Below are 24,647 nucleotides of genomic sequence, written 5' to 3' on the forward strand. Positions count from 1 at the left end.
CTCCTTCGATTCGCGGCCGGGAAGCTGCCATTTGAGGCCGTCCCGTTCCCGCCGCGCCGGCCGATTTCCGCCTAAGCGGAACGTTTTCTGTGGTATGATGGATGAGTCATTTTACAACATTTATGAAACATGGTGGAAATTACGGCGTACAATTCATTACATCGTTACTGGAGGTATCGAATATGGGATTAATGGATTGGATCAGGGAAGGCATCACCGGTCAGAAGATCTGCCCGATCGAGCATTTGGAAGCTTACAAGCGCCTGGGCGAGCAAGTCTACTCGCTGCATGTCGAATTCGCCGGCAACAACTCGCCCCGGGCGCTTGCTTTCGTGCAGGCGGCGAGAAGCCTGCAAACCATGGCCGACGCGTTGATCGGCGATGCCTTCGACGAAGGGGAACCGAAGCCGGTGCCGATCGTCACGCATGATCAAGCGGACGAATGGTACGGGGCCCTTCCGAACATCATGGTGGCCGCGAGGCAAGAGGCGGCCTTTGCCAACTCCGCGAAGCTGGAGCTGCCCGTGACGCTCGGCCAGCAGATCGAGGGACCGAAGCCTTGCCCGGAGCAGCATCTGGCCGGACTTCGCCGGGCCGCCGGAGACATGGAGGAGCTGCTGAAGCTCGACGTCGATCTCGCGCGGAACGAAGGGGACCGCTACAAGGAAGCGATCCTGCTGTATGAAGAAGCGCGCACCCGCAGGCAGTCGGGCGACGCCATCGTCGGCACGATCTCGAACGGCCGCCGCGTCTCCCCGGAGAGTCACGAGGAAGCGGAAGAGCAATACTGGATCGCGCTGTCCAACTTCATCCTGATCGCGCAGGGGCTGAAGGATCCCGAGCTGTTGAAGCGGATCCCGGCCAATTTTAACCGGAGCGGCGCGGCATTCAAAGCCTGCAAGCTCGATTCCAAGGATATCTGGAAGGTCACCTCGGAGCTCGCGATCCGCGACATCAACCGTTCCGGCGAACGCGCGCAGGCGATCGAGGACTTGAACGAGCACTGGGAGCTGTTCGTGGAAACGCCGGTCGAGCGGGAGTACGAGACGACGGTCGAGCAGCTGGCGGCGCAAGGCATGATCAAGGAAGATTCGTATTGGTACTGCTGTCCGTTCCCGTCGGTGTACCGGGTGGTTGCCCCGTACGTCAACGTGCTGGACAAACAAATCCCGCGGGGCCACGTGTTCGTCTTCGAATACGGCGACGATGGCGAACCGGGCAGGTTCATCACGCAAGCGTCGTTCCAAACGGCGGATTCCCGCAAATATTGCGAAGATTAAGGCAGGAGCGATCATATGGGTTTACTGGGCCGGGTAAAAGGATGGTTTCAATCCGAATCGTCGTCCAGCCGGGGCGAATCCTCGTTCGAAGCATACCTGGAAACCGCGGGCGAGAAACTTCGCGAATTTGCCGTTGCCGTCAGCAAGCTGGAATCCGAGCTGCTCAGCGTCAAGGAACGATTGCGGGGATTGGAACGGCAGGCTGCCGGCTTCCGCAGCCAGGCCGAGCAGGCGGCCGAACGCAATGACGCGGACGGCGCGAGGAGCTGCCTGCAGCGCGAATTCGATTGCAAGAAGCAGCTCGAATCGCAGCGGCAGACGGCCGGCGGCATGGAAGAAGGGATCCGGCTGACAAAGGAACGGTATGCCGCGTTCAAGCAAGCCGTGGACGAAGCGGGCGCGAAGCACGATATGCTCTCGATGCGCAAGCTGGCCGCGTCCGCGGAAGTCGAGACGGGCCGTGCAGTCGCCGCGAATCGGCAGCGGGAGGAGCTCGAGCGGCTGTCGCATGAAACGCTGGCGGCCGAAGCGCTGTCCGAACTGCGGCAGACGGGCGGGCCGGACGCCCTCGACGCGGAAATCGCGAAGCTGCTTCGCGAAAAGAAGGAACAGCCTTAGCGGCGGCGTCTATCGGCAATACTAGCTCGAGATGAAAATGCAGCCCTAGCGGCCGCTTGAGGAGACCGCCTTCGCGGCGATATGGAATAGCAGAAATGGAAAAGCAGTTCAGCCTGAAGATCCGGCTGAACTGCTTTTTTGTCATGGCTTACGTCTATGGTTTGCGTTTGTACGAGGAGGACGGGCAATTGGCGTATGTTCTTCGCGTTTTGCAGGGCTTGGTGCCAAGCGACGGAGCATGAAGGCTACCCCGTTGCCGCATTCTTGCGAACTCAGTACACATCCTAGGCATACCGCTTGGACCGCGACATCTCCTTGACGTAGGCATCCGCTTCCGCCGCGGTCATGCCGCCGTGTTGTTCGACGAGCTTCTTCAAGGCCGCTTCCACCTCCTTCGCCATCATGCCCGCATCGCCGCAGACGTAGAAATGGGCGCCCTCCCGAATCCACGCCCACAGCTCTGCGCCGTGCTCCTGCATGCGGTGCTGCACGTATACCTTCTCCCGCTGGTCCCGCGAGAACGCCGTCGTCAGCCGCGTCAGCAGCCCGGACTCCCGCATCTCGTCCAACTCGTCCTTGAAATAGAAGTCGAATGCTTCGCGCTGTTCGCCGAAGATCAGCCAGTTGTTCCCCGCCGCCGAGACGGCCCGGCGTTCTTGCAGGAACCCGCGAAACGGCCCGATGCCCGTTCCTGCGCCGACCATGATCATCGCCGCCTCCGGATTGGCAGGCGGACGAAAATGCGGCGCTTTTTGAACGAAGATCGGCACCTCGGAAGCTTCGTCCGCGCGCTCGGCCAGGAAGGCGGAGCATACGCCTTTGCGGAGCTTGCCGTTCGCTTGATATCTGACCGTCGATACGGTGATATGCACTTCGTCGGGGTTATGGTTCGCGCCCGAAGAGATGGAATACAGCCGCGGCTGCAATGGCTTCAACGCCGCGATCAGTTCTCCTGCTTCGGCGTCAATCGGGAATTCCTGAAGCAAGTCGGCCAATTGCCGGCCCCAGAGCCATTTCTTCAGCTCCTGCTTGCGATCCTCCTGCATCAAACCGGCCAGCTTTTCGCTGCCTGACCGGAGTTGAACGAACTGCAGCAGGCCCGGCGTGATCCGCGTAATGTCGAAATGGCTGCCCAGCGCCGCGCGCAAGCTCGTCTCTTTGCCTTTGACGAGCACGACGGCGGAGGGAGACTGCTTCGCCGCGGCGATGATCTCGTCAACGTCCGCCGGATCGTTCGTCGGCCATACGCCGAGCGCATCGCCGGTTTCATAGCGCAGCCCCGTATTCGTAAGATCGAAGATATAATGACGGGTGTCTTTCTCCGAGCCTTCCCGGTTGAGAGAGCGCTTGGCCGCGAGCTTCGCGGAGAGCGGGTTGCCGCGGTCGTAACGGCGAGTATCGGTATCGCCGCTGTCCGACGGCTCCCGGCGCAATGCGTCGACCGCCGCTTCCAGCCGCAGCTGCCAACGGCTGGAGGCGTCTTCGTGGTCGGCGTCGCAATCCGTCCGGTCGATCAGCCGTTTGGCGCCAAGCTGACCGAGCCGCGCGTCCAAGTTCTGGCCGAAGCCGCAAAACTCGCCGTAGCTGGAGTCGCCGAAGGCCAAGACGGCATAATGCAGCTCCGGCAGGCCGGGTACGCCGGCGGCTTGAAGGGCCTGCCAGAACCGCGTGCCGTTATCCGGCGGTTCCCCGTCTCCGAACGTGCTGGTTACGAGGACGAGCAGGCGTTCGGAAGGGAGCTCCGTCAGGTCGTAGCCGTCCATGTTCACGAGCCGCACGTCGTTGCCCGCCGCTTTGAGCCGCTTGGCGCAATCGATCGCGGCGCCTTCCGACGTGCCGGTCTGCGAAGCCCATAAGACCGTGATGCCGGTTCGCGGGGCGATCGGCCGGTTCGAGCCGGATGCAGGCAAGGTGGCTGCATGTTCATCCGCCATGGAGTTCGCAGAGCCGGATACGATGTCTGCTGCGGCTGCCGTTTCTAATTTCGCGGCGTCGACAGCCGCATGCTGCGCGGGCGCGCCCGGCAACGGCGTCATCGCCGTCCCGGCCGAAGCCGCCGCCGGGACCGGTACCGCGGACCACGGCTCGGGAAGATACGTCCGCGAGAACATGCCGGCCAGAATCCCGTCGAGCCAAAACCGCTTGGTTTGCTCGAGCGGGGCCGTCGGAGGCAGCACGGGAATGCCGGCCGCCGACTTCGATTCGTCTGTTCGCAGGCTGGCGATGAATCCGGCCACATACATCTTCTCGTGAACGTCCAGCGTCACCGCCGACGAAGCTTCGATCCCCAGCATGCTCGCCAGCGTATCCACTTTGGCCATAAACGTCTCCTCCTTGTATAACGAACTTTCGGCTTCCGACGCGATCGTATGCGGTGCCGCGGCATCGGGCATCGACGCATCGTCTTCATACGGTTCCGTCACCCGGGCGAGCGACACCGCGCAAAATTTCAGCTCGGGCTGATACGAGATCGGGTCCACCGCGTCGATCGTCAGCTCGTTGACCGCAAGCTTGCTTCCGAACAGATCGTTCCAATGAAACGGCGCGAAGCAGTTCCCCGGCATGACGCGATCCGTCACCGCGGCCGGGAGCACGGCGCTGCCCCGGCGGGAGGCGATCTCGACGCGGTCTTGGTCGCGAACGCCGAGCTGAGCCGCGTCTTCGGGATGAAGCTCGACGAACGGCCCTGGATTCAGCTTGTTCAAGGTTCCGATCTTGCCGGTCTTGGTCAGCGTATGCCATTGATGCTGGACGCGGCCGGTATTCAAGACGAAAGGGTACGCGCCGTCCGGCATTTCGGCAGGCGGGAGGTAGGGGCGAGCCCAGAATGCCGCCTTGCCGCTTTCCGTGGGGAACATCAGCCGCGGCACGATGCCGTCGCCGAGTACCGTCTGCTTCCGGCCGACGCCGTCGTTCAAATAGCGGATCGGATTGCGGTCGTTTCCGTCCGCTGCCGCCGCGGGCCATTGTATCGGCGTTTCCTTCAGCCGTTCGTAGGAGGCGCCGCGGATATCATAGCCGGTCTTGGGATTCCAAGCCTGCTGCAGCTCCTCGTAGACTTCGGCGGATGACGCGTACGAGAACGCATCGGCGTAGCCCATCTCGCAGGCGATCCGCGCGATGATCATCCAGTCCGGCATCGCCTCGCCGGGCGGCTCGACGGCTTTGCGCATCAACGTGAGATTACGCTCGGAGTTGATCATCACGCCTTCTGCTTCCGACCAGAGCGCGCCGGGAAGCAAGTAGTCCGCGTAAGCGTTCGTCTCCGTCTCGAAGAACGCGTCCTGCGCGATGACGAGCTCCGCCGCCTGCAGTCCGGCGATAACCTGCTTGCGGTTGGGCACGGTCGCGACGGGATTGGTGCAAATGATCCAGCAAGCCTTGATATCGCCGGACGCCATGCTTTGGAACATCGAGACGGTGCCCGTTCCGAGCTCCGTCCGAAGCGTGCCCCGCGGAATCTTCCACATGTCCTCGATGAAGCCGCGGTCGCTTTCCGCGAGCACGGAACGTTGGCCGGGGAGGCCCGGGCCCATATAGCCCATCTCGCGGCCGCCCATGGCATTCGGCTGTCCCGTCAGGGAGAAGGGACCGCTGCCGGGACGGCAGATGGCGCCAGTCGCGAGGTGCAGGTTGCAGATGGCGTTGGTATGCCAGGTTCCGTGCGTGCTCTGGTTCAGCCCCATCGTCCAGCAGCTGATCCATTCCGGAGATTCGCCGATCCATTCGGCCGCCAGCCTGATATCGGCTTCCGGAATGCCGGTGATGCGCGAGACGCTCGCGGGTTCATAGCTTTCCAGGAAGGCCGGCATGTCGTCCCAGCCGGTCGTGTATTCCGAGATGAAAGCCTGATCGACGGCGCCGTTCTTGACGAGCAGATGCAGCAAGCCGTTCAGCAACGCGAGATCGGTCCCGGGCTTGATTTGCAGGAAGAGCGAGGCTTTATCCGCCGTCGCGGTGCGGCGGGGATCGACGACGATGAGCTTCGCGCCGGCCTTGACCCGGTCCATCATGCGCAGATAGAGGATCGGGTGGCAGTCGGCCATGTTGGCGCCGATGACGAAAAATAAATCCGTCCGGTCCATGTCCCGGTACGATCCGGGGGGACCGTCCGCCCCGAGCGACAGCTTGTAGCCGCTGCCGGCACTCGCCATGCACAGTCGGGAATTGGATTCGATGTTATTTGTTCTTACATACCCCTTGGCAAGCTTATTAATGAGGTATTGCGCTTCGAGCGACATTTGGCCCGATACGTAGAAGCTGAGCGCATCGGGGCCGCGCTCGTCGAGAATGGCGCGCAGCTTGCCCGCGGTCTCGCGAATCGCCAGCTGCATGCCGAGCGGCGCCGGGGCTTCCGTCCTGGAGGTACGCTTATAGGCGTATTCCATCCGTCCGGATGCGGCGATCGCGGCCCAGCTGGTGCTGCCCTTCGTGCATAAACGCCCGAAATTCGCGGGATGCGTCTTGTCGCCGGTCACTTTGACCACGCGGTTGCCGGATACTTCCATCACGATGCCGCACCCGACGCCGCAGTAGGGACATACGCTTTTGACTTGCTTGGTTGTCATGCTGCATCACCTTGCCGGGTAAATTGTCTTTGCAGAGCGGTTGAAAGTATATCGTAATACGAACCAACGGAGTGTTAATGTTAGTTTATATAACACAATAATTCTTGTCAATCATGTTTGAATGGTTTATGTTATTTAATATAACATCGAGGATGTCGACCGACTTCAGGAAGGGGCCAAGAATATGAGCAAGGAACGTCTGCCTAAACATATTTACGAGCAGCTCGCTTTCTTCCGTTATCAGATTCGGAAGTTTATTCGTTTCAGCGAGGAGGCCGCGCGCAGCAAGGGACTTACGCCGCAATACCATCAGCTGATGCTGTCCATCATGGGTTTTCCGGGCCGCGAGCACGCCACGCCCAAGGAATTGGCGGAACGCCTGCAAATCACGCCGAACGCGTGCATCGAATTGATCCAGCGCTGCGAGGATCTGAACCTCGTGCAGCGTTTTCCGAATCCTAGCGACCGCAGGAGCATTTTCATCCGTCTGACGGAGAATGCGAAGGGAATATTGGAGGAGCTGTCGGAGATCCATATGGAAGAATTGAAGCGGGCCGGCCTGCTGGAATTCAAGGATTATGCCCATCTGGATTTCAGCCAAGCGTAGGCGAGAAAACAATTTATTAATAATTGAACAAAAAGTGAACGCCCGGTGACAAATTTGTGATATAATAAATTCACAATATGCCAACGGGAGTGTTGCACACATGAAGGACAACCAACAAGCAACAGGTACGGACACGCGTATCCCAACGCAAGCGGAAAAAATATCGTACTGGACGTCGCTGCTGCCGAGAATCGGCGTAGGTTTGATGATCATCGGAATTATCATGAGCGCCGCCTTCGCCTACAATTTCAAAGATACGAATTTGGGCCTGATGGTCGGGTTCGGTTTCATTATCGGCGGCATTCAGGTCATGCTGCTCGGATCGTTGTTTCATGCGCTTCAGCCGAAATTCGTCAAGCCGCAGGAACCGACCGCGAACCAACAGCTCGATCATATCCGCACCTAACCTAACAGCGCTTACATGGCAAGAGGCAGCGATTCGTCGCTGCCTCTTTTTTGCATGCCGAAAAACCGCCCCGAACGATGAAGGCAAACCTCCGAAAATCCTTCAAAACGGAAAAAACATTTGCAGGGCGCGCTTCCTGATTTTCCCGTTCCGCGCCCATGAAAGCCCTTAACTGCGCCATTCGTGAACGACTCATGAACGAAAAGTGTCTGAAAAGAAACAGAACCTTGACGGTTTTGTTAACGCCGGTTCCAATTGCTTCGTCATCTGCTATGCTAGCGTCAAAGGGCCATTCAAGGACGCTTGCATGTGTAAGGAGATGAGTAGCAAATGAAGAAACGTTCCACGATCCGCGGCTTGCTGCTGCTGATAACCGGCTTGCTGACGACCGTGCTCCTGTCCGGGTGCGACGGTAAATTCGTCGTGTTCGACCCGCAGGGACCCGTCGCGCAAACGCAGTACAAGCTCATTATTTTGTCGGCGATCCTGTGCGCGATCGTCGTCATACCGGTTCTTGCCATTACGGTGTTCATCGTATTGCGTTACCGCGATAAACCGGGCAATACGGCACCGTACAGACCGCACTGGGACGACAGCAAGGTGCTGGAAATCCTGTGGTGGGGAATTCCGATCATCATTATCATCATCCTGGGCGGATACACGGCCAGAGACACGTACGCTTTGGCGAGAACGCCGAAGACCGCGGTCACGGACGTCAAGCCGGTCGAGATCCAAGTAACTTCGCTCGACTGGAAATGGCTGTTCCAATATCCGGACCAAAACATCGCCACCGTCAATTACGTTCATATCCCCGCAGGCGTGCAGGTGCATTTCGAACTGACGAGCGACGCGCCGATGAACTCGTTCTGGATTCCGCAGCTTGGCGGTCAGGAATACACGATGCCGGGCATGGCCATGTCGCTGTGGCTGCAGGCCGACAAGACAGGCGAATTTTACGGAACGGGCGCCAACTTCAGCGGCAAGGAATTCGCGCATATGCGCTTCAACGTCGTCGCCGAGTCGCAGGCCGATTTCAATAAATGGGTCGATTCCGTGAAGTCCTCTTCGAACGCGTTGACGGAGGCCGGCTACGAAGTGCTCGCAACGCCGGGCAAAGCCGACGAGCAATCGTTCTCATCCTATCCGCCCGAGCTGTTCGATTCCATCGTGATGAAGAACGGCGGCCATCATATGGACATGGACATGGACAAAGACGACGACGATAAGGTCGATACGGACGAGGAAAAGTCCGATACGAAGGACGCTCACGACATGGATAACATGGACGACATGGGCGATATGGATATGAGCAACATGAATTCAAGTGAAATGAATCACAAGTAGGATGAAGGAGGAGCACAACTTATGTATGCCAGTATAAAATCATTCGCCTCCTCGTTTTTCGTGACGGGCGACCCGCTTATTTACGGCGCGGACGTCTCGATCGTCCTATCTTCCGTCGCCGTGCTGTTCGTACTCTTCTATTTCAAGAAGTGGGGCTGGCTGTGGCGGGAATGGCTGACGACCGTCGATCACAAAAAAATCGGGATTATGTACCTGATCGCTTCCTTGCTCATGCTCTTCCGGGGCGGGGTGGACGCGCTGCTCATGCGGACGCAGCTCGCGCTGCCGAACGTGCAGTTCCTGCAAGCGGATCACTATAACGCAGTATTTACCACGCACGGCACGATTATGATTCTATTCATGGCGATGCCGATGATGTTCGGGCTGTTCAATATGGTCGTGCCGCTGCAGATCGGCGCCCGCGACGTTGCGTATCCGTTCTTGAACTCCGTCAGCTTCTGGCTGTTCTTCTTCGGCGCCATGCTGTTCAACCTCAGCTTCGTCATTGGCGGCTCGCCGGACGCGGGCTGGCTCAGCTACCCGCCGCTTTCGGAGATGTCGGGCAGTCCGGGGGTTGGGGAGAACTTCTATATCTGGGGCATCCAGATCTCCGGGATCGGGTCGCTCGCGACGGGGATCAACTTCATCGTCACGATTCTCAAGATGCGCGCGCCAGGCATGAAATTCATGAAAATGCCGATGTTTACGTGGTCGGTATTCTCCAGCAGCATCATTATTATTTTCGCGTTCCCGATCCTGACGGTAACGCTGGCCTTGCTTTTCATCGACCGTTACATGGGCGGCCACCTGTTCACGATGGACGGGGGCGGGTTCCCGATGATGTACATCAACTTGATCTGGATGTGGGGTCACCCCGAAGTGTATATCGTCGTCTTGCCGGCGTTCGGGATCTTCTCGGAAATCGTCGCCACGTTCTCGCGCAAACGGATATTCGGATACAAGTCGATGGTATTCGCGCTGCTGAGCATCAGCATCCTGTCCTTCTTCACCTGGGTCCATCACTTCTTCACGATGGGTTCGGGCGCCGACGTCAACGTCGCCTTCGCGATCGCGACCATGGCGATCGGGATACCGACGGGGGCCAAGGTGTTCAACTGGCTCTTCACGATGTTCCGAGGGCGAATACGCCTGGAGCAGCCGATGATGTGGACGCTCGCGTTCATCCCGTGCTTCGTCGTCGGGGGCGCGACGGGCGTCATGCTCGCGGTGGCGCCGGCGGATTATCAGTATCATAACAGCTACTTCCTGATCGCGCATTTCCATCAGGTGCTGATCGGCGGCGTCGTGTTCGGTTACCTCGCCGGGATCTATTATTGGTGGCCGAAGCTGTTCGGCTTCAAGCTGAACGAGCGCTTGGGCAAATACGCCTTCTGGCTGTGGAATATCGGATTCTATGTGTGCTTCATGCCGCAATACGCGCTTGGCTTCATGGGCATGACGCGCCGCGTGTACACGTACGGCTGGGATATGGGCTGGGGACCGCTCAACCTCGTCTCGACGATCGGCGCGTTCCTCATGGGCATCGGCTTCGTGTTCCAAGTCTGGCAGATCCTGTACAGCGTTAAACACGGCGAGCGCGACACGACGGGCGATCCGTGGAACGCGCGCACGCTGGAATGGTCGATCCCTTCTCCCCCGCCGATGTACAACTTTGCGGTAGTACCGGTCGTCGATGAACGCGATCCGTTCTGGGAAGACAAGGAGCGCCGTAATTTCGCGCCGGCGGAGCCGGTGCCCGTCTCGAAGCTGGAGTCGATCCATATGCCGAAAAACTCCGGCGTTCCGATCATCTTCGCCGCATGCTGGTTCGTCGCCGGCTTCGGCTTCGTGTTCGATTGGAAATGGATGGCGTTCTCGGGTCTTGCCGGCGTAGGCATCTCGCTGCTTGTCCGTTCGTTCACGTACGACACCGATTATTACGTGCCGCTCGAGGAAGTTATCGAGACCGAAAAGGCAGCAGGGAGGGCGGTTTAAGATGCAGCATGCGATAGAACATAACCATTCGAAGCACGCAGCCGATTCGCATGACCACGGCCATCACGATCAAGAATCGATGAAAGTGCTCGGCTTCTGGATCTTTCTCGTTACCGACTGTCTGTTGTTCGGTACGCTCTTCGCCACGTACGTCGTGCTGAAGGGCCACGTGGACGGCGGTCCGACGGGAAAAGAACTGTTCGAGATTCCGGGCTTCGTCGCGGAAACGTTTATCTTGCTCACGAGCAGCTTCACGAGCGGCCTGGCCGTTCTGGCCATGAACAAAGGGAAGGTCAACCAGCTGATCGGCTGGCTGATCGTGACCGCCGTGCTCGGCGCCTCCTTCGTCGGTCTCGAGATCAACGAGTTCGTGAACATGGTGCACGAAGGCGCGACGATCTCGACGAGCGCGTTCCTGACCGCCTTCTTCACGTTGGTCGGCACGCATGGACTTCACGTGTCGGTCGGATTGATTTGGATGATCGGTCTGATGATTCAGCTCAAGATGCGCGGCATTACGCCGGTGACCAAGCGTAAAATCACCGTCATCAGCTTGTACTGGCATTTCCTCGACGTGGTGTGGATCTTCCTCTTCACGATCGTTTATCTCATGGGGGTGATGTAGATGAGCCAACATCCTGCAGGCGCGGCCGATCACGGTCACGGTCATCATGACGAGCACGAAAATCACGGATCGCTCAAAGCCTACGTCATCGGCTTCATCCTGTCGATCGTACTGACCGTCATTCCGCTGCTGGTCGTATTCCAGACGAACATGAGCAAAAACGGCATCATCATCACCATCGTGACGATGGCCGTGATTCAACTGCTCGTGCAGCTGTTGTTCTTCATGCATATCCGCGAAGGCGAGGGGCCGAAGTATAACGTCATGGCGCTGATTTTGGGCTTGTTCATCGTCATCGTGATCGTGGCCGGCTCGGTCTGGATCATGTCCTTCAACTCGGTCGTGCAATAAGCGCCGGCATTCGGCATCGGATTGTTCATACGCGCGGCTCCTTTCCCGAGCAAGGGAGGAGCCGCGCGTTTTTTGTCGTGGAGATCGCGTCCGGACGGCGGGTCGCATAGTCCGGCCGAATGAGAGCGCAACATTTGCAAAACCGCCCTGTGATATAACTAGTGTGAAGTTGACACGGGGAGATGATCGCATGGGTAAGCTGAAGAAGAAAATCGCATTGGTGACGGGAGCGAGCCGGGGTATCGGCCGCGGCATCGCATCGGCGCTGGCGCGGGAAGGCGCGCTGGTCGCCGTGCATTACGGCACGCGCCGACAAGAGGCGGAGGAGGTCGTCCGCGCGATCGAGATTAGCGGCGGCGAAGCCTTCGCGATCGGCGCCGATCTCGCTGCATCGAGCGGCATAACGGAACTGTACGCTGCATTGGACGACGAACTGCAGCGGACGACAGGCGCCAAGCAGCTGGATATTCTCGTGAACAACGCCGGCATCGGCCAGTACGCCACGATCCACGAAACGACGGAAGAGTCGTTCGACGAAGTGATGGGCATCCATGTCAAAGCGCCGGTGTTCGTCATCCAGCAAGCGCTGCCGCGTCTGCGGGACGGCGGACGCATCATCAACATTTCGTCGGCCGCGACGCGAATCGCCTTTCCGAATCTGTTCGGCTACAGCATCTCGAAAGGCGCGATCAATACGCTGACCTTCGTCCTGGCGCAGCAGCTCGGCGGCCGCGGCATCACGGTCAACGCGATATTGCCCGGTCTGATCAATACCGACATGAACGCGGGCACGCTGTCCGACCCGGACGGGCGCGCGTTCGCGTCCGGACTCTCGGTCTTCGGCCGGTGGGGAGAGCCGGAGGACGTGGCCGACATTGCCCTCTTCCTGGCTTCGGAAGAGAGCCGGTGGATTACCGGCCAATTGATCGATGCAAGCGGCGGATCCCGATTGTGAGCGACCGGAATGCGCGGAAAAAGCTTAGCCCATCGGGCTAGGCTTTTTTTCGCCTTGCGGCTTTGACGAGCCTGGCGCGGTGGTATATTCTAATCCTGCTATGGATCTCTATTGAGGAGTGGTAGGAATGCGCCCGAAAGCCATTTTGTTGGATCTGGACGATACAATCATCGCTTACGATCACGGCATCGACGTCGATCGGTGCTGGAGCAGCGTTTGCGGCAAGCACATGGGGTTGGAAGCGGAAGCGTTGAACGCGTTGATCGAGAACGTGAAGCGCAAAGCGAAGTGGTATTGGAGCGATTCCGAGCGCCATCGGATCGGACGCCGCGATCTCGACGCTGCCAGGGAAGAGATCATCGGAACCGTGCTGGATGAAGCCGGTTATGCCGACCGCTCCGTCGCCAGACGAATAGCCGTCGAGTACGGGGAGGAACGCGACCGCGCAATCATGCCGTACCCGGGCGCCGTCGAGACGCTGCTCCATTTACGAGAGCTCGGCATCAAGCTCGCCTTGATCACGAACGGCAGCTCGCGCGCGCAGCGGCGGAAGATCGAGCGCTTCGCGCTTGCCCCGCATTTCGATTGCATCGTGATCGAGGAGGAATTCGGCGCGGGGAAACCCGAGATCGGCGTGTACGAGCATGCCATGCGGCAGCTGGGCGTCAAAGCGGAGGATACCTGGATGATCGGGGACAACTACGAATGGGAAATCGCCGCGCCGCAGCGGTTGTCCATCAAAGGCATCTGGATCAATCCGAAGGGACGCGATAATCCCGGTTCCGCCGTTCCTTACCGGACGCTGTCGCAGTTAAGCGACATTCGCGGCGTGCTTGCCGAGCACGGATGATGCGCGTCCCTACTTGACGGCATGGATCAACAGCCATTGCGGCAGCGCGGCCTTCGGATTTTTCCGCCAATCGCATAGGTCCTCGAGCTCTTGCGGCGTCAGCGGTTCGCCGTCCTCGACCGATTCATCGACCCAGAAAGAACCGTCCGCCGCATATGTTTCTTCGATGCGGGAGATGCGCAGGGACGAGTCTGCCATGGCGTTCGCGATGTCTTGAACGCGCCATCTGTACGTAGGGATCTCGCCGTAGGGTCCCGTCGCAGCGTAAGGATTCACGACGTTCAGCTTCCCGCCGGCATTGTCGCCGAACGGGCGCATGAACGGATGGATATCGAACATGACATAAGAGCCGCCGTCTCGGAGCACGCGATGAATGCTGCCGTACATGCCGGGCAGATCGGGAATCCACACGTGAACGCCGTTCGACGTATAGACGAAATCGAATTCGCCTGCCGGAAGGCTGTCCAGCTTCATCGTGTCCTCGCAAACGAAATCGATGTCCCAGCCGTACTGCTGCGCGATGTTGAGGCTGTTCGCCAACTGATTCTCCGAGATATCGCAGGAGGCGACGCGGGCGCCCATCAGGTGGAAGGCGAAGACCGCGTGGTTGTCGCCGCTGGACGGCACGCATACCCGCTTGCCGCGCAAATCGGGCATCGCTCTTCGGATCATCGCGAACGCGGCGGGATGAAAGGCTGATTCCGGCTTGCGGATCAACCGCGCGATGACGTCATCGGTCCGGTAACGCCGATACCAGGTTTCGGACCATTGGTTCCAACTGTCTCTCACGATTGCGGAAGGATCGTTCATCTCTCTCGGCTCCTCTCTGGATTGGGAAACGGCGCGATTGGCCGATTGGGGGAGGCGTCGGCACCGCCGTTGAACGGAACGTCAGCCGGCGCCGCATTGGTTCAGCCGGGGTCGACCGGATCCTGCTTCAGGAAGAACCGCGCGCTGGAACCGCCGTCGACGGTGAAGATTTGCCCGTTGACGTAAGCCGCGTTCTCCGAAGCGAGAAAAGCGACGAGCGGCCCGATGTCGCCGGGAACGCCGACGCGGCCGACCGGGATCTGGACGGCATCCAGCCCGCGGGCTTCCGGCGTGTCGTAGCTGTGCTTCTCGACTTCCACGAGGCCGGGCGCGACGGCGTTGACCGTGATGCCGAGCGGAGCCAGATCGAGCGCCAGCTGGCGGGTCAGCGCGTTCATGCCGCCTTTGGAGGCGGCGTACGCGGCGTAGCCGTGCATCGTGGCGTTTCCGTGCACGGAGCTGATGTTGACGATGCGGCCGAAGCCTTGCGCGCGCATAGGTTTGGCGCTGGCTTGGGCCGTGAAGAACGCGCCCTTCAGATTGGCGTTCATGATGCGGTCCCAGAGCGCCTCGGTGACCGCTTCCCAGTGGACGACGGGGTCGATCGCGGCATTGTTGACGAGGATGTCGAGGCGGCCGTATCGTTCCGCGACCGTCTCGACGAGGGCGGCAGCCCGGGCCGGGACCCCGATGTCCGCTTGGCAGGCGAAGGCCCGGCAGCCCCGGTCGGACAGTTCCCGTATAAGCCGATCGGCGGCTTCGGCGCTGGTGGCGTAATTCACGCATACGGCGGCGCCTTGCGCCGCCAACTCGCGGACGATGCCGGCGCCGATTCCTTTCGCCGATCCCGTCACGAGCGCGACGCGGCCTTGAAGTTGGTTTTGCATACGCTTTCACTCCTTCGTATAGCGATCCGCCGCGGTTTCGCGCGGTTCGCGTTCAAGCATGGAGATGCGTTGGATGGTCCCGGAAGTCCGTTCTATGTCCAACAATAATGGACGCCGGGTGGACCGTCAATCCTAATTTGCTTCGGCGGGAGGGACAAGCGTGGCCATGGAAACGGGTCATTCGACGCAGGCCTATCGAATCGGGCCGACCGTAATTGGTCAGGCGACAAATCAATCGATTGACCAGATGACCCAGACCGGAATTGCAATCCTAACGCCAAGCGGAGAGCAGCCGTTTTCCGCCCGTTTTCGGAATTGTCTATTGACGGACCAGGAAACCTATGGCTATAATGACTACAAACTTCAAACGAACCTTAAATTCATCGAAGAGAGAGAGTACGTCAGGCCGTCTGATTCACAGAGAGTTGGGACAGGTGCAAACCAACAATCAGGCGCTGGCCGAAGCCGTCTCCGAGAAGCTAGCCGAAACGAGAGTAAGCGATGCCGCAGGTCCAGCGTTAACGGGACGCGTATTGTTGGATACGTGAATGAGTGCTGCTTTCCTTGACGGATCGCGGAACTAGGGTGGTAACACGGGTATAGACCCGTCCCTTTCGGGGGACGGGTCTTTTTGCGTTTTCATCGCCAACAACCATGCATAAGGAGGAGAAACGGATGAGCGAAACAACGTTAACGGATTTTTTGTCGCCGGCGGCTCGCACGATGCAGCCATCGGGCATACGGAGGTATTTTGATTACGCGGCGGGCCGGAAGGACGTCATCTCGCTCGGCGTCGGGGAACCGGATTTCGTCACGCCGAAGGTCGTGAGGGACGCCTGCATCGCGGCGATCGAGAAAGGACGGACGACGTACACGCCGAATGCCGGCCTGCCGGAGCTGCGCGAAGCCATCGCCGGCTATCTGGACGCGTCCTTCAGGCTGCGGTACGACCCCGCGGACGAAGTGCTGGTCACGAACGGCAGCAGCGAAGCGATCGATCTCGCGCTGCGGGCGCTGATCTCGCCGGGCGACGAAATTCTGATCCCGGAGCCGTGCTTCATCGCGTATTCTCCCATCGCGGCATTGCTTGGCGGAGTTACGGTCCCGATCGGGACGACTGCCGATAACCGGTTCAAGCTGACGGCCGAATCGCTAAGGGCCAAATTGACGCCGCGTTCGAAGCTCCTGGTCGTGAGCTATCCCAACAATCCGACCGGCGGCATCATGACGCGGGAAGACTGGATCCCGATCGCGGAGCTGGCGATCGCGCACAATCTGGTCGTCATCTCGGATGAAATCTATGCGGAACTGACCTACGGAAGCAAGCATGAGAGCATCGCCGAGCTCCCCGGCATGCGGGAACGCACGCTGCTCATCAGCGGCTTTTCGAAAGCATTTGCCATGACGGGCTGGCGGGTCGGCTACGCATGCGGTCCGGTCGAGCTGATCTCGACGATGCTCAAGATTCACCAATACACCGCGACATGCGCGCCGATTATAAGTCAAATCGCGGGACTGGTGTCGCTCGTGAACGGGCTAGACGAGAAGGACCGCATGGTGGATTCTTACGATCGCCGCCGGCAATTCTTCGTGTCGGGCTTGCGGGAGATCGGCCTGCCGTGCCATGAGCCGCTCGGTTCGTTCTACGCCTTTCCCTCGATTGCGACTACGGGCCTCGACTCGGATGAATTCGTCACGCGGCTGCTGGACGAAGCAGGCGTCGTCACGGTGCCCGGGCATGTATTCGGCCTCGGCGGAGAAGGCTTCATCCGCTGCTGCTACGCGGCCGCGCAGTCCCAGCTGGAAGCGGCGCTCGAGAGGATCTACTCGTTCGTGCGAACGTTGTGAGCCTCCGGCGCTTGAAAATAATCGATAAAATGCTGTGCCCGCTTCGACAACAGATGGTCCTTCAGCCACAGGATGCCGATATCCGACTGGAAATTGGCATCCCGAATCGGCAGCATAGTCACGTCGCCGTAAGGGAAGGAAGAGAGGATCGACTTCGGGAAAACGGTCACCCCGATGCCGGACGCGATCAAGGACATGATGACGGTGACGCTGGAGCATTCGCAGATGATGTTCGGCTCCAAGCCGTGGCGCCTGAATTCGTTCACGACCTGCTCGTGCATGCGGATCGTCTTGTCGGTCTTCAGCGTGAGCAACGGATAATCCGCCAGCTCGCGCATGCCGATGCTCTGCTCGCCGTCATCGTGCGGCTTCGGCACCCAGGAGCTCGGAAACACCGTCACGTACGGATCGGAGGGAAGCGGCAAGGTCGACAGCTTGGCGGGCAAAATGCCGGTTTCGAACGGCAGGCGGGACACGACGAGCTCGATCGCGCGTTTTTCCAGCATTTCGCCAAGCAAGAAATGGTCACCTTCCGTGATCTTGAACGTAATCTGAGGATAGGCATCGCGCAGCTGCCGGATCGGGTTCGGCAGGATTGACACGCAGGAGACGACGGCGCCGATGGAGAGCGTCCCGCGGACGCCTTCCTCCAGCTCCCTGACCTCCAGCATGGTCTCGTCGAGCTGCGCGAGCAGCGACTCGGCCTTGGACCGCAGCAGCTCGCCGGCGGCGGTGAGCGTCAGCTGCTTCCGGCCGCGTTCGAACAGCTTCGCGCCGAGCTCCTCTTCCATCATCATCAGCTGCCGGCTCAGCGGCGGCTGCTCCATGTGAAGCAATTTGGCGGCGCGCGTGATCTGCCGCTCCGCGGCGATGGCGAGGAAATATTTCAATTGTTTCAAGTCCAATCGGCTTCGCCTCTTTTATACCTTCAAGGTATGCAAAATGGATAAAATAGATATTATTAATATAGCTACAGGCATAGTAAAATGCAATTAGTTCGCCAATACGCACGAGGGAAGGGATTTCAGCATGATCGCATCGACATCGATTCACATCGAACGCACGACCACGCCCAAAGCCAAACCGCCGCAGGATAAGCTCGGGTTCGGGATTTATTTCACGGATCACATGTTCATCATGAATTATACGGCGGACGAAGGCTGGCACCAATCGCGCATCGTGCCGTACCAGCCGATCACGCTGGATCCGGCCGCGAAAGTGTTCCATTACGGCCAAACCGTCTTCGAAGGCTTGAAAGCGTACAAAACCGCCGACGGCCGCGTTCAAGTGTTCCGGCCGGATGCCAACATGAGACGGATGAACCTGTCCAACGACCGCATGAGCATGCCGGAAATCCCGACGGATCTGGTGCTGGACGCAATCAAGAGCCTGACGCATATCGACCAGGACTGGATTCCGGACGGCGAGGGCAATTCACTCTACATCCGGCCGTTCATGATCGCCACGGAGGCGCTGCTCGGCGTGCAGCCTTCGCAGGCGTACACGTTCATGATCATCATGTCGCCGGTCGGCGCCTATTATCCGGAAGGCATCAACCCGGTCAAAATCTTCGTCGAATCCCATTACGTGCGCGCCATGATCGGCGGGGTAGGGGAAGCGAAAACGGCGGGCAACTACGCATCAGGTCTCAAGGCGCAGGATGCCGCGAAAGAGCAGGGTTACACGCAGGTCCTGTGGCTGGACGGAGCGGAGCACAAATACATCGAAGAAGTCGGCAGCATGAACGTGTTCTTCAAAATCGACGGCACCGTCTACACGCCTTCGCTCAACGGCAGCATCCTCGACGGCATTACGCGCAATTCGGTCATCCAGCTCCTGAAGCATTGGAATGTTCCCGTCGTGGAACGCCTGCTCTCGATCGAAGAAATCTACGAAGCCGGCAAGAGCGGCAAGCTGGAGGAAGCGTTCGGCACCGGCACGGCGGCCGTCATCTCGCCGGTCGGCGAGTTGAACTGGCTTGGCGAGAAGCTGGTCATCAACGGCGGCTCGACGGGCGAATTGTCCGAGAAGCTGTACAATAATCTGACGGGCATTCAATACGGCAAGCTGGAAGACGCGTTCAATTGGATGGTCGAGGTTAAGTAGCGGGATACGCAACGAAACGCGATCGCGGGAACGCGAACATCCCTCCTTAAAGCAAACCTTTCAATCAAGCGTATATAAAACGGCGATCGCTTTCGGTATTCCACCGGAGAGCGATCGCTTTTTTTTCGACTGGGGCCCGGTGTCGCGAACATTAGACGAAGAAGGCGCGCATCTCCGATGTGAAGGCGGATAGTGCCGGCGTGATCAGCGCGTCCTTGCGTTTGACGAACACGGTCTTAACCATCCCCTTTTTGTCGGGAATTTCGTGGCAGCGGATGCGCCTTTGCGTCTCCGCGTCCTTTACGAGGGAAAACGGCATCAGCGAAATTCCCAGACCTGCGCTGACGCAGCCGATGATCGTCTCGAGCGAGCCGAATTCCAGCACCTTGGCGGGCTGTATCCCTTCATCCAGCAGCAGTTGGTTTAATTTGGCCCGGTAGAAGCAACCGTTCTGAAAGACAAGAAGGGTGCGCGGCTTCACGTCGCGGATGAGATGGACGGCAGGATGGGAGTAAGGCGTGACAAGGACCACTTCCTCGTCCGCGACATGCTCGAGCGTCAGTTCGGGATGCTCCACGGGACCGACCACGAACGCGCCGCTGAGCTCGTAATGCAGCACGCCGTGAAGCAGCTGGTCGGTAGCGCCGGTGATCAACGAGAAGTCGACGGCCGAATAGTCGGTATGGAATTTGGTCAGCAGCTTCGGGAGCTGGCCAGCGGCGATCGTCTCCAAGGAGCCGATATGAAGCGGCCCCGAGGGAACGCCGGAGGCTCCGACGGCAGCCCGCGCTTCCTGCATGACATGCAGGATTTTCTCGGCGTAGGAGACTAGAATTCGACCGGAGGGGGTGAGCGTGATTCCGCGATTATGGCGGTAAAACAACTGGGTCTGGAGGTCGGTTTCCAGCTGCCTGATCTTATACGTGACGTTTGACTGCGCGAAGTTTAATTTCTGCGCGGCTTTCGATAAGCTGCCTTCCTGCGCCGTCGCATAAAACGCTTTGAGCAATTGAATATCCATCGTTGACTCCTCTATCCGGATCTTGCGATCTGAATTTTTGATATCGATCATCTTATTTCTGTATTATACAAGATAACAGAACCAAGTGTATGATCAATAGGCATCGGGCGCAACGATTGGAGGCAAACGAAAGGAGGTCATCGTAAGGTGAGAAGAACATGGATGATTTTGTTCGGCGGCATGGCTGCGCTGATGGTGGCGATGGGAATCGGCCGGTTCGCCTTTACCCCGATCCTCCCGCTGATGCTGGAGCGGCATCTGTTCTCCGCCGCGGGTGCCGGCTATCTGGCTGCGAGCAATAATTTGGGTTATTTGATCGGCGCGTTCGTCTTGACGCTGGTTCAGATCCGAAATCGCTCCCTGCCGTTGCTGCTCGGGCTGATCGTCAGCATGGCGACCACCTGGGGAATGGGCGAATCCCACAACCTCGATGCGTGGCTAGCGCTTCGGTTTCTGTCCGGCTTCGCGAGCGCGGTCGTGTTCGTCATCGCATCCAGTATCGTATCGGAACGATTATCGCAGCTCCAAGCGGGCGTCTATTATGGCGGCGTCGGCGCCGGAATCCTGCTTACCGGCTTGTCCGTTCCACTGCTGGGCGGTTGGATTCATGCGTGGGAGGGACTTGGAGCGATAAGCCTGATGCTCGGTCTGGCAGCTTGGCTGTCGCTGCGGGAAACGCGTACGGACCGGAGCGCGGCAAGCGTCCCGCGCGGGCTGCCGTCTTTGTCGGCAAGAAGGATATTGGTCTGGCTGACGGTCGCGTACGGCTTGGAGGGCTTGGGCTACGTGGTGACCGGAACCTATCTCGTAGCGTTCGCCAAAACGATATCCGATATCCCGAACATCGCGTCGTTCAGCTGGATCCTGGTCGGCATCGCCGCGGCGCCGTCGTGCGTCATCTGGTCCATGCTTGCTTCGAAGTGGGGGAAGAAGCGGACGTTGACCGCCGCGATGCTGCTTCAATCCATCGGCATCGTGATCGTGCTGATTCCGTCCACCGCCACGCTCGTAGCCGGCGCGCTCCTGTTCGGCGGGACTTTCATGGGCATCACGACGTTGTCCGTCGGTTATGCCAAGGAGCTATATCCGCACGATAATCGGAAAATCATCGGTTTGCTGACCACTTGCTTCGGTTTGGGGCAAATTATCGGACCGCTCGCCGCGGGTCTGTTGATCTCGGGAAACGGCAGTTATCTCTTCGCATTGGTCGGAGCGGCGATCATCGTCTTGCTGGGGGCAGTCTGCTTGCCGCTTGGGGTCGGACGACGTACCGTTTAAGGCCGGGGGAGACAAGGTTTACTGCTACGAACAGCGTGCATGATTCGGCTGGCATGAATAAGAAACGTACGAATCAATAAAATCTATCTATTAGTAGATATCTATAGGAGGATAATCATGAATTTACAGGGAAAAACGGCAATCATTACGGGCGGAAGCAGCGGCATGGGCCGAGCTGCAGCGATCGAATGGGCGAAAAGGGGCGGGAACGTCGTCATTAACGGACGCCGCGAACAAGCGCTGGCCGATGCCGCACTAGAGATCGATCCGACTGGCAAGCAAGTCGCGTACGTCGCCGGCGACATTTCGCAAGCCGTGGTCGCGGATCGTTTGATCGGCGAGGCGCTTGCGCGCTTCGGACGGATCGATACGCTGGTGAACAATGCGGGCATCTTCATCTCGAAGCCGTTCACGGAGTTCACGCCGGCGGACTACGAGTCGGTGCTGTCCACCAACGTCTCCGGATTCTTTCATGTCACGCAGCGCGCGGCGGCCGAGATGCTGAAAGCGGGCAACGGGCATATTATCAACATCACGGCCAGCGGCGCCGCCGAGCAGCCGATTACAGTGGTGCCGTCCGTGCTGGCCGCGCTGACGAAAGGCGGCTTGAACGCCGCGACGAGATCGCTTGCGATCGAATACGCGGATAAAGGCGTTCGCGTGAACGCGGTCGCGCCCGGCATTACGAAGACGCCGATGCATGCCGAGGAGACGCATGCGTTCTTGGCGGGGCTGCACCCCGTCGGCCGAATGGGCGAGACGCAGGATATTGTCGAGGCGATCTTCTACCTGGAAACCGCGCGCTTCGTCACCGGCGAGATTCTTCACGTCGACGGCGGTCAGAACGCCGGCACTTGGTAAGCCGCCGCAAGCGTTACGACTTAAGGACAAATAAGGAACGAATCGAAGGAGGATGGCATTCATGCTATATGAACTGCGTATATATCAAGTCGTGCCGGGCCGCATGCAAGCGATCTTGGATCGGTTTGGGGACGGGACGATCGGCATTTTCACGAAGCATAATATGAACGTGACGCAATTTTGGGTCGATGATGACGCGTCGAAGGATCGCTTGTATTACGTGCTGGAGCATCCGGATATGGCGGCGCGAGAACGGAACTTTCAAGCTTTCCTGGAGGATCCGGAATGGCTGGAACTGAAGGAGAGAACGGAGCGAAACGGCGCGCTGCACGAGAGCATCGAGGTCGTATATATGAGGAATGCGGATTTTTTCCGTCCGCGTAATGCCTGACGGGCCTGCGAGCTTGATGATCAGGTCTTGAAAACAAGGGTCGTTTTCCCTTAGAAGAGACTGCGAACCGCGCTTATGGCGCGGTTTTTTTGTTGTCCCCCGTTAGGCGGTGCGTTGCTTGCTTCAGGGATGATGTACGTTTAGACTCGCCATGCTCCATGATGTTCAATGTCGACAATAAGTATAATATAGACAAAAAACATGTTTTTTGTTTACATCGGATAATTCCTGTGCTATGATTCGTTCATCGACTTGAGAACGGGAGTGAGCGAGAATGCGTTAGCCCATGCCGCCAAGAGAATTTCGTTCCGTACCATTCATGTCCGGTCATTCTTGGAGGAACGGGATGCCGGTATTTCATATAAAGGCAACACGACATTCATGAAAGGGATGATTATCATTAATCCGTCAAAAACGATTATTTTAACGATCATTATCGCTTGTCAGCTCATGGTCATCCTGGACGCGTCCGTCATGGTCACGGCGCTGCCCGAGATCGGCCGCACATTGCATATGACCACAACGCAGCTGACTTGGGTGCAGAACGCCTACACGCTTGCTTTCGGCGGCTTGCTGCTGCTCGGCGCCCGCGCCGGCGATATTTTGGGAAGAAGACGCATGTTCAGCGTCGGTATCGCGATATTCACGCTTGCATCCATTATGGTGGGCGTGGCGCAATCATCGGAATTTCTATTGATCTCGCGCGCCCTGCAAGGTCTGGCTGGCGCGATCGCCACGCCTTCCACGCTTGCACTGCTGTCGGTGAGCTTCGTGGAAGCCAAGGAGCGCTCGAAGGCGATCGCCTTGTACAGCGCGGTTGCGGGAGCCGGCGGCAGCGTGGGCCTTATACTCGGCGGCCTGCTGACCGACTTTATCTCCTGGCGCGTCGGCATGTTCATCAACGTGCCGATCGGGGTCGCCCTGCTCCTGATGGTGCCGCGTTACCTGCCGGAGACGAACAAGAACAAAGGGCAGTTCGACGTCCTGGGCGCGCTGACCTCCGTAATCGGCATGACGTCCCTGGTGTTCGGTTTCGTTCAAGCCGCGTCGAGCGGATGGGATGCGCCGGTAACCTTGACCTCGCTTGCGCTTGGCGCAGCCATGCTCGTCGCGTTCGTCTTTATCGAAGCCCGCGCCAAACAGCCGATTACGCCGCTGCGGCTATTCGCCAACCGGCAGCGCTCCGGCGCGTATCTCGGCAGATTTCTATTCGTGGGCGGGAATTTCGCGATCTTTTTCTTCGTGCCGCAATTTTTGCAAAACGTGCTCGGCTTCAGCTCGCTCGAGGCTGGAATCGCGTTCCTGCCCTTCACGACCGTCATGTTCGGCATGATGTACGCGATGCCTTGGCTGTTCGCGAGGTTCGGACAGCTGAAGGTGCTGCTCGCCGGCATCGCGATCGCGATTATCGGCACGGCCCTGCTAAGCCGCATCTCGGTCGACGCGCACTATTATCCGCAAATGTTCTTCCCGCTGATCGTCATGGGCATCGGCGCCGGAATGGTGTTCTCGCCGTTCACGACGTTCGGTCTCGCCGGCGTGGAACCGCGCGATGCGGGCGCCGCGTCGGGACTGGTCAACGTGGCCCATCAGACCGGCGGCTCGCTGGGATTGGCGATTCTGATCACCGTCTTCGACGCGGCAAACCGGACGGGAGGCACGTCCAAAGCGGATTTCGCCCACTCGGCTTCCGTCTCGTTGACGGGCTCGGCGATCTTCTTGACGGCGGCGCTCGTCGTCGTGCTCGTCTGGTTCCGCCCGGCGCGCCAGAAGGTACGCCAACCGGGGCTGGAGCCCGATCGCGACGCGGCGTAACCGCTCCAACTGCGTACCAATTGCGTTTCAA

The 24,647-nt window shown here is 59.0% G+C and carries 22 protein-coding genes and 1 other annotated feature; of the genes, 17 read left to right on the forward strand and 5 right to left on the reverse strand.

Annotated features, from left to right (window positions below):
* Positions 1-182 precede the first annotated feature (182 nt).
* From AC50YL_RS17695 to AC50YL_RS17705, 3 genes are all read left to right on the forward strand, one after another.
* Entirely contained in the window at positions 183-1,280 is a 1,098-nt protein-coding gene (locus AC50YL_RS17695; RefSeq protein ID WP_494833546.1) for a hypothetical protein, read from the forward strand.
* Between the two features lie 15 nt (positions 1,281-1,295).
* Positions 1,296-1,898 carry a hypothetical protein gene (locus AC50YL_RS17700; protein WP_494833547.1) on the forward strand — a complete coding sequence of 201 codons (603 nt, stop codon included), beginning with the start codon at positions 1,296-1,298 and terminating at the stop codon, positions 1,896-1,898.
* Between the two features lie 95 nt (positions 1,899-1,993).
* The gene (locus AC50YL_RS17705; RefSeq protein WP_494833549.1) at positions 1,994-2,140 is read left to right on the forward strand and encodes a hypothetical protein; all 147 of its coding nucleotides are present in this window, start codon (positions 1,994-1,996) and stop codon (positions 2,138-2,140) included.
* A 42-nt stretch (positions 2,141-2,182) separates the two neighbouring features.
* Here the strand turns inward: AC50YL_RS17705 and AC50YL_RS17710 are convergent, their stop codons facing one another.
* Positions 2,183-6,466: a bifunctional nitrate reductase/sulfite reductase flavoprotein subunit alpha gene (locus tag AC50YL_RS17710; RefSeq protein ID WP_494833550.1), complete on the reverse strand. Its 4,284-nt coding sequence runs from the start codon at positions 6,464-6,466 to the stop codon at positions 2,183-2,185.
* 184 nt (positions 6,467-6,650) lie between these two features.
* Between AC50YL_RS17710 and AC50YL_RS17715 the strand changes: the two genes are divergently transcribed.
* From AC50YL_RS17715 to AC50YL_RS17750, 8 genes are all read left to right on the forward strand, one after another.
* Positions 6,651-7,073 carry a MarR family winged helix-turn-helix transcriptional regulator gene (locus tag AC50YL_RS17715; RefSeq protein ID WP_161746966.1) on the forward strand — a complete coding sequence of 141 codons (423 nt, stop codon included), beginning with the start codon at positions 6,651-6,653 and terminating at the stop codon, positions 7,071-7,073.
* Positions 7,074-7,173: 100 nt separating this feature from the next.
* Positions 7,174-7,479, forward strand: coding sequence for a hypothetical protein (locus AC50YL_RS17720; RefSeq protein WP_494833552.1), 306 nt, complete (start codon positions 7,174-7,176; stop codon positions 7,477-7,479).
* A 330-nt stretch (positions 7,480-7,809) separates the two neighbouring features.
* Complete coding sequence (locus AC50YL_RS17725) at positions 7,810-8,823, forward strand: ubiquinol oxidase subunit II (protein WP_494833553.1); 1,014 nt, start codon at positions 7,810-7,812, stop codon at positions 8,821-8,823.
* Positions 8,824-8,844: 21 nt separating this feature from the next.
* Positions 8,845-10,818, forward strand: a complete 1,974-nt coding sequence (locus tag AC50YL_RS17730; RefSeq protein ID WP_494833554.1) for a cbb3-type cytochrome c oxidase subunit I — start codon at positions 8,845-8,847, stop codon at positions 10,816-10,818.
* Between the two features lies 1 nt (position 10,819).
* Positions 10,820-11,443, forward strand: a complete 624-nt coding sequence (cyoC, locus tag AC50YL_RS17735; protein WP_494833556.1) for a cytochrome o ubiquinol oxidase subunit III — start codon at positions 10,820-10,822, stop codon at positions 11,441-11,443.
* Positions 11,444-11,794, forward strand: coding sequence for a cytochrome o ubiquinol oxidase subunit IV (gene cyoD / locus AC50YL_RS17740; RefSeq protein WP_494833558.1), 351 nt, complete (start codon positions 11,444-11,446; stop codon positions 11,792-11,794).
* A 190-nt stretch (positions 11,795-11,984) separates the two neighbouring features.
* Entirely contained in the window at positions 11,985-12,749 is a 765-nt protein-coding gene (locus AC50YL_RS17745; protein ID WP_494833559.1) for an SDR family oxidoreductase, read from the forward strand.
* 127 nt (positions 12,750-12,876) lie between these two features.
* Positions 12,877-13,599 carry an HAD family hydrolase gene (locus AC50YL_RS17750; RefSeq protein WP_494833560.1) on the forward strand — a complete coding sequence of 241 codons (723 nt, stop codon included), beginning with the start codon at positions 12,877-12,879 and terminating at the stop codon, positions 13,597-13,599.
* A gap of 9 nt (positions 13,600-13,608) precedes the next feature.
* Here AC50YL_RS17750 and AC50YL_RS17755 read toward each other — a convergent pair whose 3' ends face one another.
* The gene (locus AC50YL_RS17755) at positions 13,609-14,409 is read right to left on the reverse strand and encodes a class I SAM-dependent methyltransferase (RefSeq protein ID WP_494833561.1); all 801 of its coding nucleotides are present in this window, start codon (positions 14,407-14,409) and stop codon (positions 13,609-13,611) included.
* A 101-nt stretch (positions 14,410-14,510) separates the two neighbouring features.
* Entirely contained in the window at positions 14,511-15,296 is a 786-nt protein-coding gene (locus tag AC50YL_RS17760; protein WP_494833562.1) for an SDR family NAD(P)-dependent oxidoreductase, read from the reverse strand.
* Positions 15,297-15,670: 374 nt separating this feature from the next.
* Positions 15,671-15,912 (forward strand) — a binding site (T-box leader).
* Between the two features lie 59 nt (positions 15,913-15,971).
* Between AC50YL_RS17760 and AC50YL_RS17765 the strand changes: the two genes are divergently transcribed.
* Positions 15,972-17,144, forward strand: coding sequence for an aminotransferase class I/II-fold pyridoxal phosphate-dependent enzyme (locus AC50YL_RS17765; RefSeq protein WP_494833563.1), 1,173 nt, complete (start codon positions 15,972-15,974; stop codon positions 17,142-17,144).
* Here the strand turns inward: AC50YL_RS17765 and AC50YL_RS17770 are convergent.
* The gene (locus AC50YL_RS17770; protein WP_494833564.1) at positions 17,120-18,049 is read right to left on the reverse strand and encodes a LysR family transcriptional regulator; all 930 of its coding nucleotides are present in this window, start codon (positions 18,047-18,049) and stop codon (positions 17,120-17,122) included. The two genes, AC50YL_RS17765 and AC50YL_RS17770, sit on opposite strands and share 25 nt — an antisense overlap.
* Before the next feature lie 124 nt (positions 18,050-18,173).
* Here AC50YL_RS17770 and AC50YL_RS17775 point away from each other — a divergent pair, with 124 nt between their 5' ends.
* Positions 18,174-19,250 carry a branched-chain amino acid aminotransferase gene (locus tag AC50YL_RS17775; RefSeq protein WP_494833565.1) on the forward strand — a complete coding sequence of 359 codons (1,077 nt, stop codon included), beginning with the start codon at positions 18,174-18,176 and terminating at the stop codon, positions 19,248-19,250.
* A gap of 151 nt (positions 19,251-19,401) precedes the next feature.
* Here the strand turns inward: AC50YL_RS17775 and AC50YL_RS17780 are convergent, their stop codons facing one another.
* On the reverse strand, positions 19,402-20,271 hold the full coding sequence (locus tag AC50YL_RS17780) for a LysR family transcriptional regulator (protein WP_494833566.1): 870 nt from the start codon (positions 20,269-20,271) through the stop codon (positions 19,402-19,404).
* Positions 20,272-20,418: 147 nt separating this feature from the next.
* On the opposite strand from AC50YL_RS17780, the gene AC50YL_RS17785 reads away from it, so the two are divergent.
* From AC50YL_RS17785 to AC50YL_RS17800, 4 genes are all read left to right on the forward strand, one after another.
* Positions 20,419-21,549: a YbfB/YjiJ family MFS transporter gene (locus AC50YL_RS17785; RefSeq protein WP_494833567.1), complete on the forward strand. Its 1,131-nt coding sequence runs from the start codon at positions 20,419-20,421 to the stop codon at positions 21,547-21,549.
* Between the two features lie 117 nt (positions 21,550-21,666).
* Entirely contained in the window at positions 21,667-22,410 is a 744-nt protein-coding gene (locus AC50YL_RS17790) for an SDR family NAD(P)-dependent oxidoreductase (protein WP_494833568.1), read from the forward strand.
* A gap of 61 nt (positions 22,411-22,471) precedes the next feature.
* Positions 22,472-22,801, forward strand: coding sequence for an NIPSNAP family protein (locus tag AC50YL_RS17795; protein ID WP_494833569.1), 330 nt, complete (start codon positions 22,472-22,474; stop codon positions 22,799-22,801).
* A 381-nt stretch (positions 22,802-23,182) separates the two neighbouring features.
* On the forward strand, positions 23,183-24,616 hold the full coding sequence (locus AC50YL_RS17800) for an MFS transporter (RefSeq protein WP_494833570.1): 1,434 nt from the start codon (positions 23,183-23,185) through the stop codon (positions 24,614-24,616).
* The last annotated feature ends 31 nt before the right edge of the window (positions 24,617-24,647 follow it).

This window comes from Paenibacillus sp. J22P277, from assembly GCF_059383675.1.

What these genes read in the sequence shown, in the direction of transcription:
- AC50YL_RS17705 (WP_494833549.1), top strand. Translation starts at nt 1,994, where the DNA reads ATGGAAAAGCAGTTCAGCCTGAAGATCCGGCTGAACTGCTTTTTTGTC.
- AC50YL_RS17765 (WP_494833563.1), top strand. Translation starts at nt 15,972, where the DNA reads ATGAGCGAAACAACGTTAACGGATTTTTTGTCGCCGGCGGCTCGCACG.
- AC50YL_RS17775 (WP_494833565.1), top strand. Translation starts at nt 18,174, where the DNA reads ATGATCGCATCGACATCGATTCACATCGAACGCACGACCACGCCCAAA.
- AC50YL_RS17750 (WP_494833560.1), top strand. Translation starts at nt 12,877, where the DNA reads ATGCGCCCGAAAGCCATTTTGTTGGATCTGGACGATACAATCATCGCT.
- AC50YL_RS17760 (WP_494833562.1), bottom strand. Translation starts at nt 15,296, where the DNA reads ATGCAAAACCAACTTCAAGGCCGCGTCGCGCTCGTGACGGGATCGGCG.
- AC50YL_RS17720 (WP_494833552.1), top strand. Translation starts at nt 7,174, where the DNA reads ATGAAGGACAACCAACAAGCAACAGGTACGGACACGCGTATCCCAACG.
- AC50YL_RS17755 (WP_494833561.1), bottom strand. Translation starts at nt 14,409, where the DNA reads ATGAACGATCCTTCCGCAATCGTGAGAGACAGTTGGAACCAATGGTCC.
- AC50YL_RS17715 (WP_161746966.1), top strand. Translation starts at nt 6,651, where the DNA reads ATGAGCAAGGAACGTCTGCCTAAACATATTTACGAGCAGCTCGCTTTC.
- AC50YL_RS17745 (WP_494833559.1), top strand. Translation starts at nt 11,985, where the DNA reads ATGGGTAAGCTGAAGAAGAAAATCGCATTGGTGACGGGAGCGAGCCGG.
- cyoC (WP_494833556.1), top strand. Translation starts at nt 10,820, where the DNA reads ATGCAGCATGCGATAGAACATAACCATTCGAAGCACGCAGCCGATTCG.
- AC50YL_RS17700 (WP_494833547.1), top strand. Translation starts at nt 1,296, where the DNA reads ATGGGTTTACTGGGCCGGGTAAAAGGATGGTTTCAATCCGAATCGTCG.
- cyoD (WP_494833558.1), top strand. Translation starts at nt 11,444, where the DNA reads ATGAGCCAACATCCTGCAGGCGCGGCCGATCACGGTCACGGTCATCAT.
- AC50YL_RS17800 (WP_494833570.1), top strand. Translation starts at nt 23,183, where the DNA reads ATGAAAGGGATGATTATCATTAATCCGTCAAAAACGATTATTTTAACG.
- AC50YL_RS17695 (WP_494833546.1), top strand. Translation starts at nt 183, where the DNA reads ATGGGATTAATGGATTGGATCAGGGAAGGCATCACCGGTCAGAAGATC.
- AC50YL_RS17725 (WP_494833553.1), top strand. Translation starts at nt 7,810, where the DNA reads ATGAAGAAACGTTCCACGATCCGCGGCTTGCTGCTGCTGATAACCGGC.
- AC50YL_RS17790 (WP_494833568.1), top strand. Translation starts at nt 21,667, where the DNA reads ATGAATTTACAGGGAAAAACGGCAATCATTACGGGCGGAAGCAGCGGC.
- AC50YL_RS17710 (WP_494833550.1), bottom strand. Translation starts at nt 6,466, where the DNA reads ATGACAACCAAGCAAGTCAAAAGCGTATGTCCCTACTGCGGCGTCGGG.
- AC50YL_RS17730 (WP_494833554.1), top strand. Translation starts at nt 8,845, where the DNA reads ATGTATGCCAGTATAAAATCATTCGCCTCCTCGTTTTTCGTGACGGGC.
- AC50YL_RS17780 (WP_494833566.1), bottom strand. Translation starts at nt 20,271, where the DNA reads ATGGATATTCAATTGCTCAAAGCGTTTTATGCGACGGCGCAGGAAGGC.
- AC50YL_RS17795 (WP_494833569.1), top strand. Translation starts at nt 22,472, where the DNA reads ATGCTATATGAACTGCGTATATATCAAGTCGTGCCGGGCCGCATGCAA.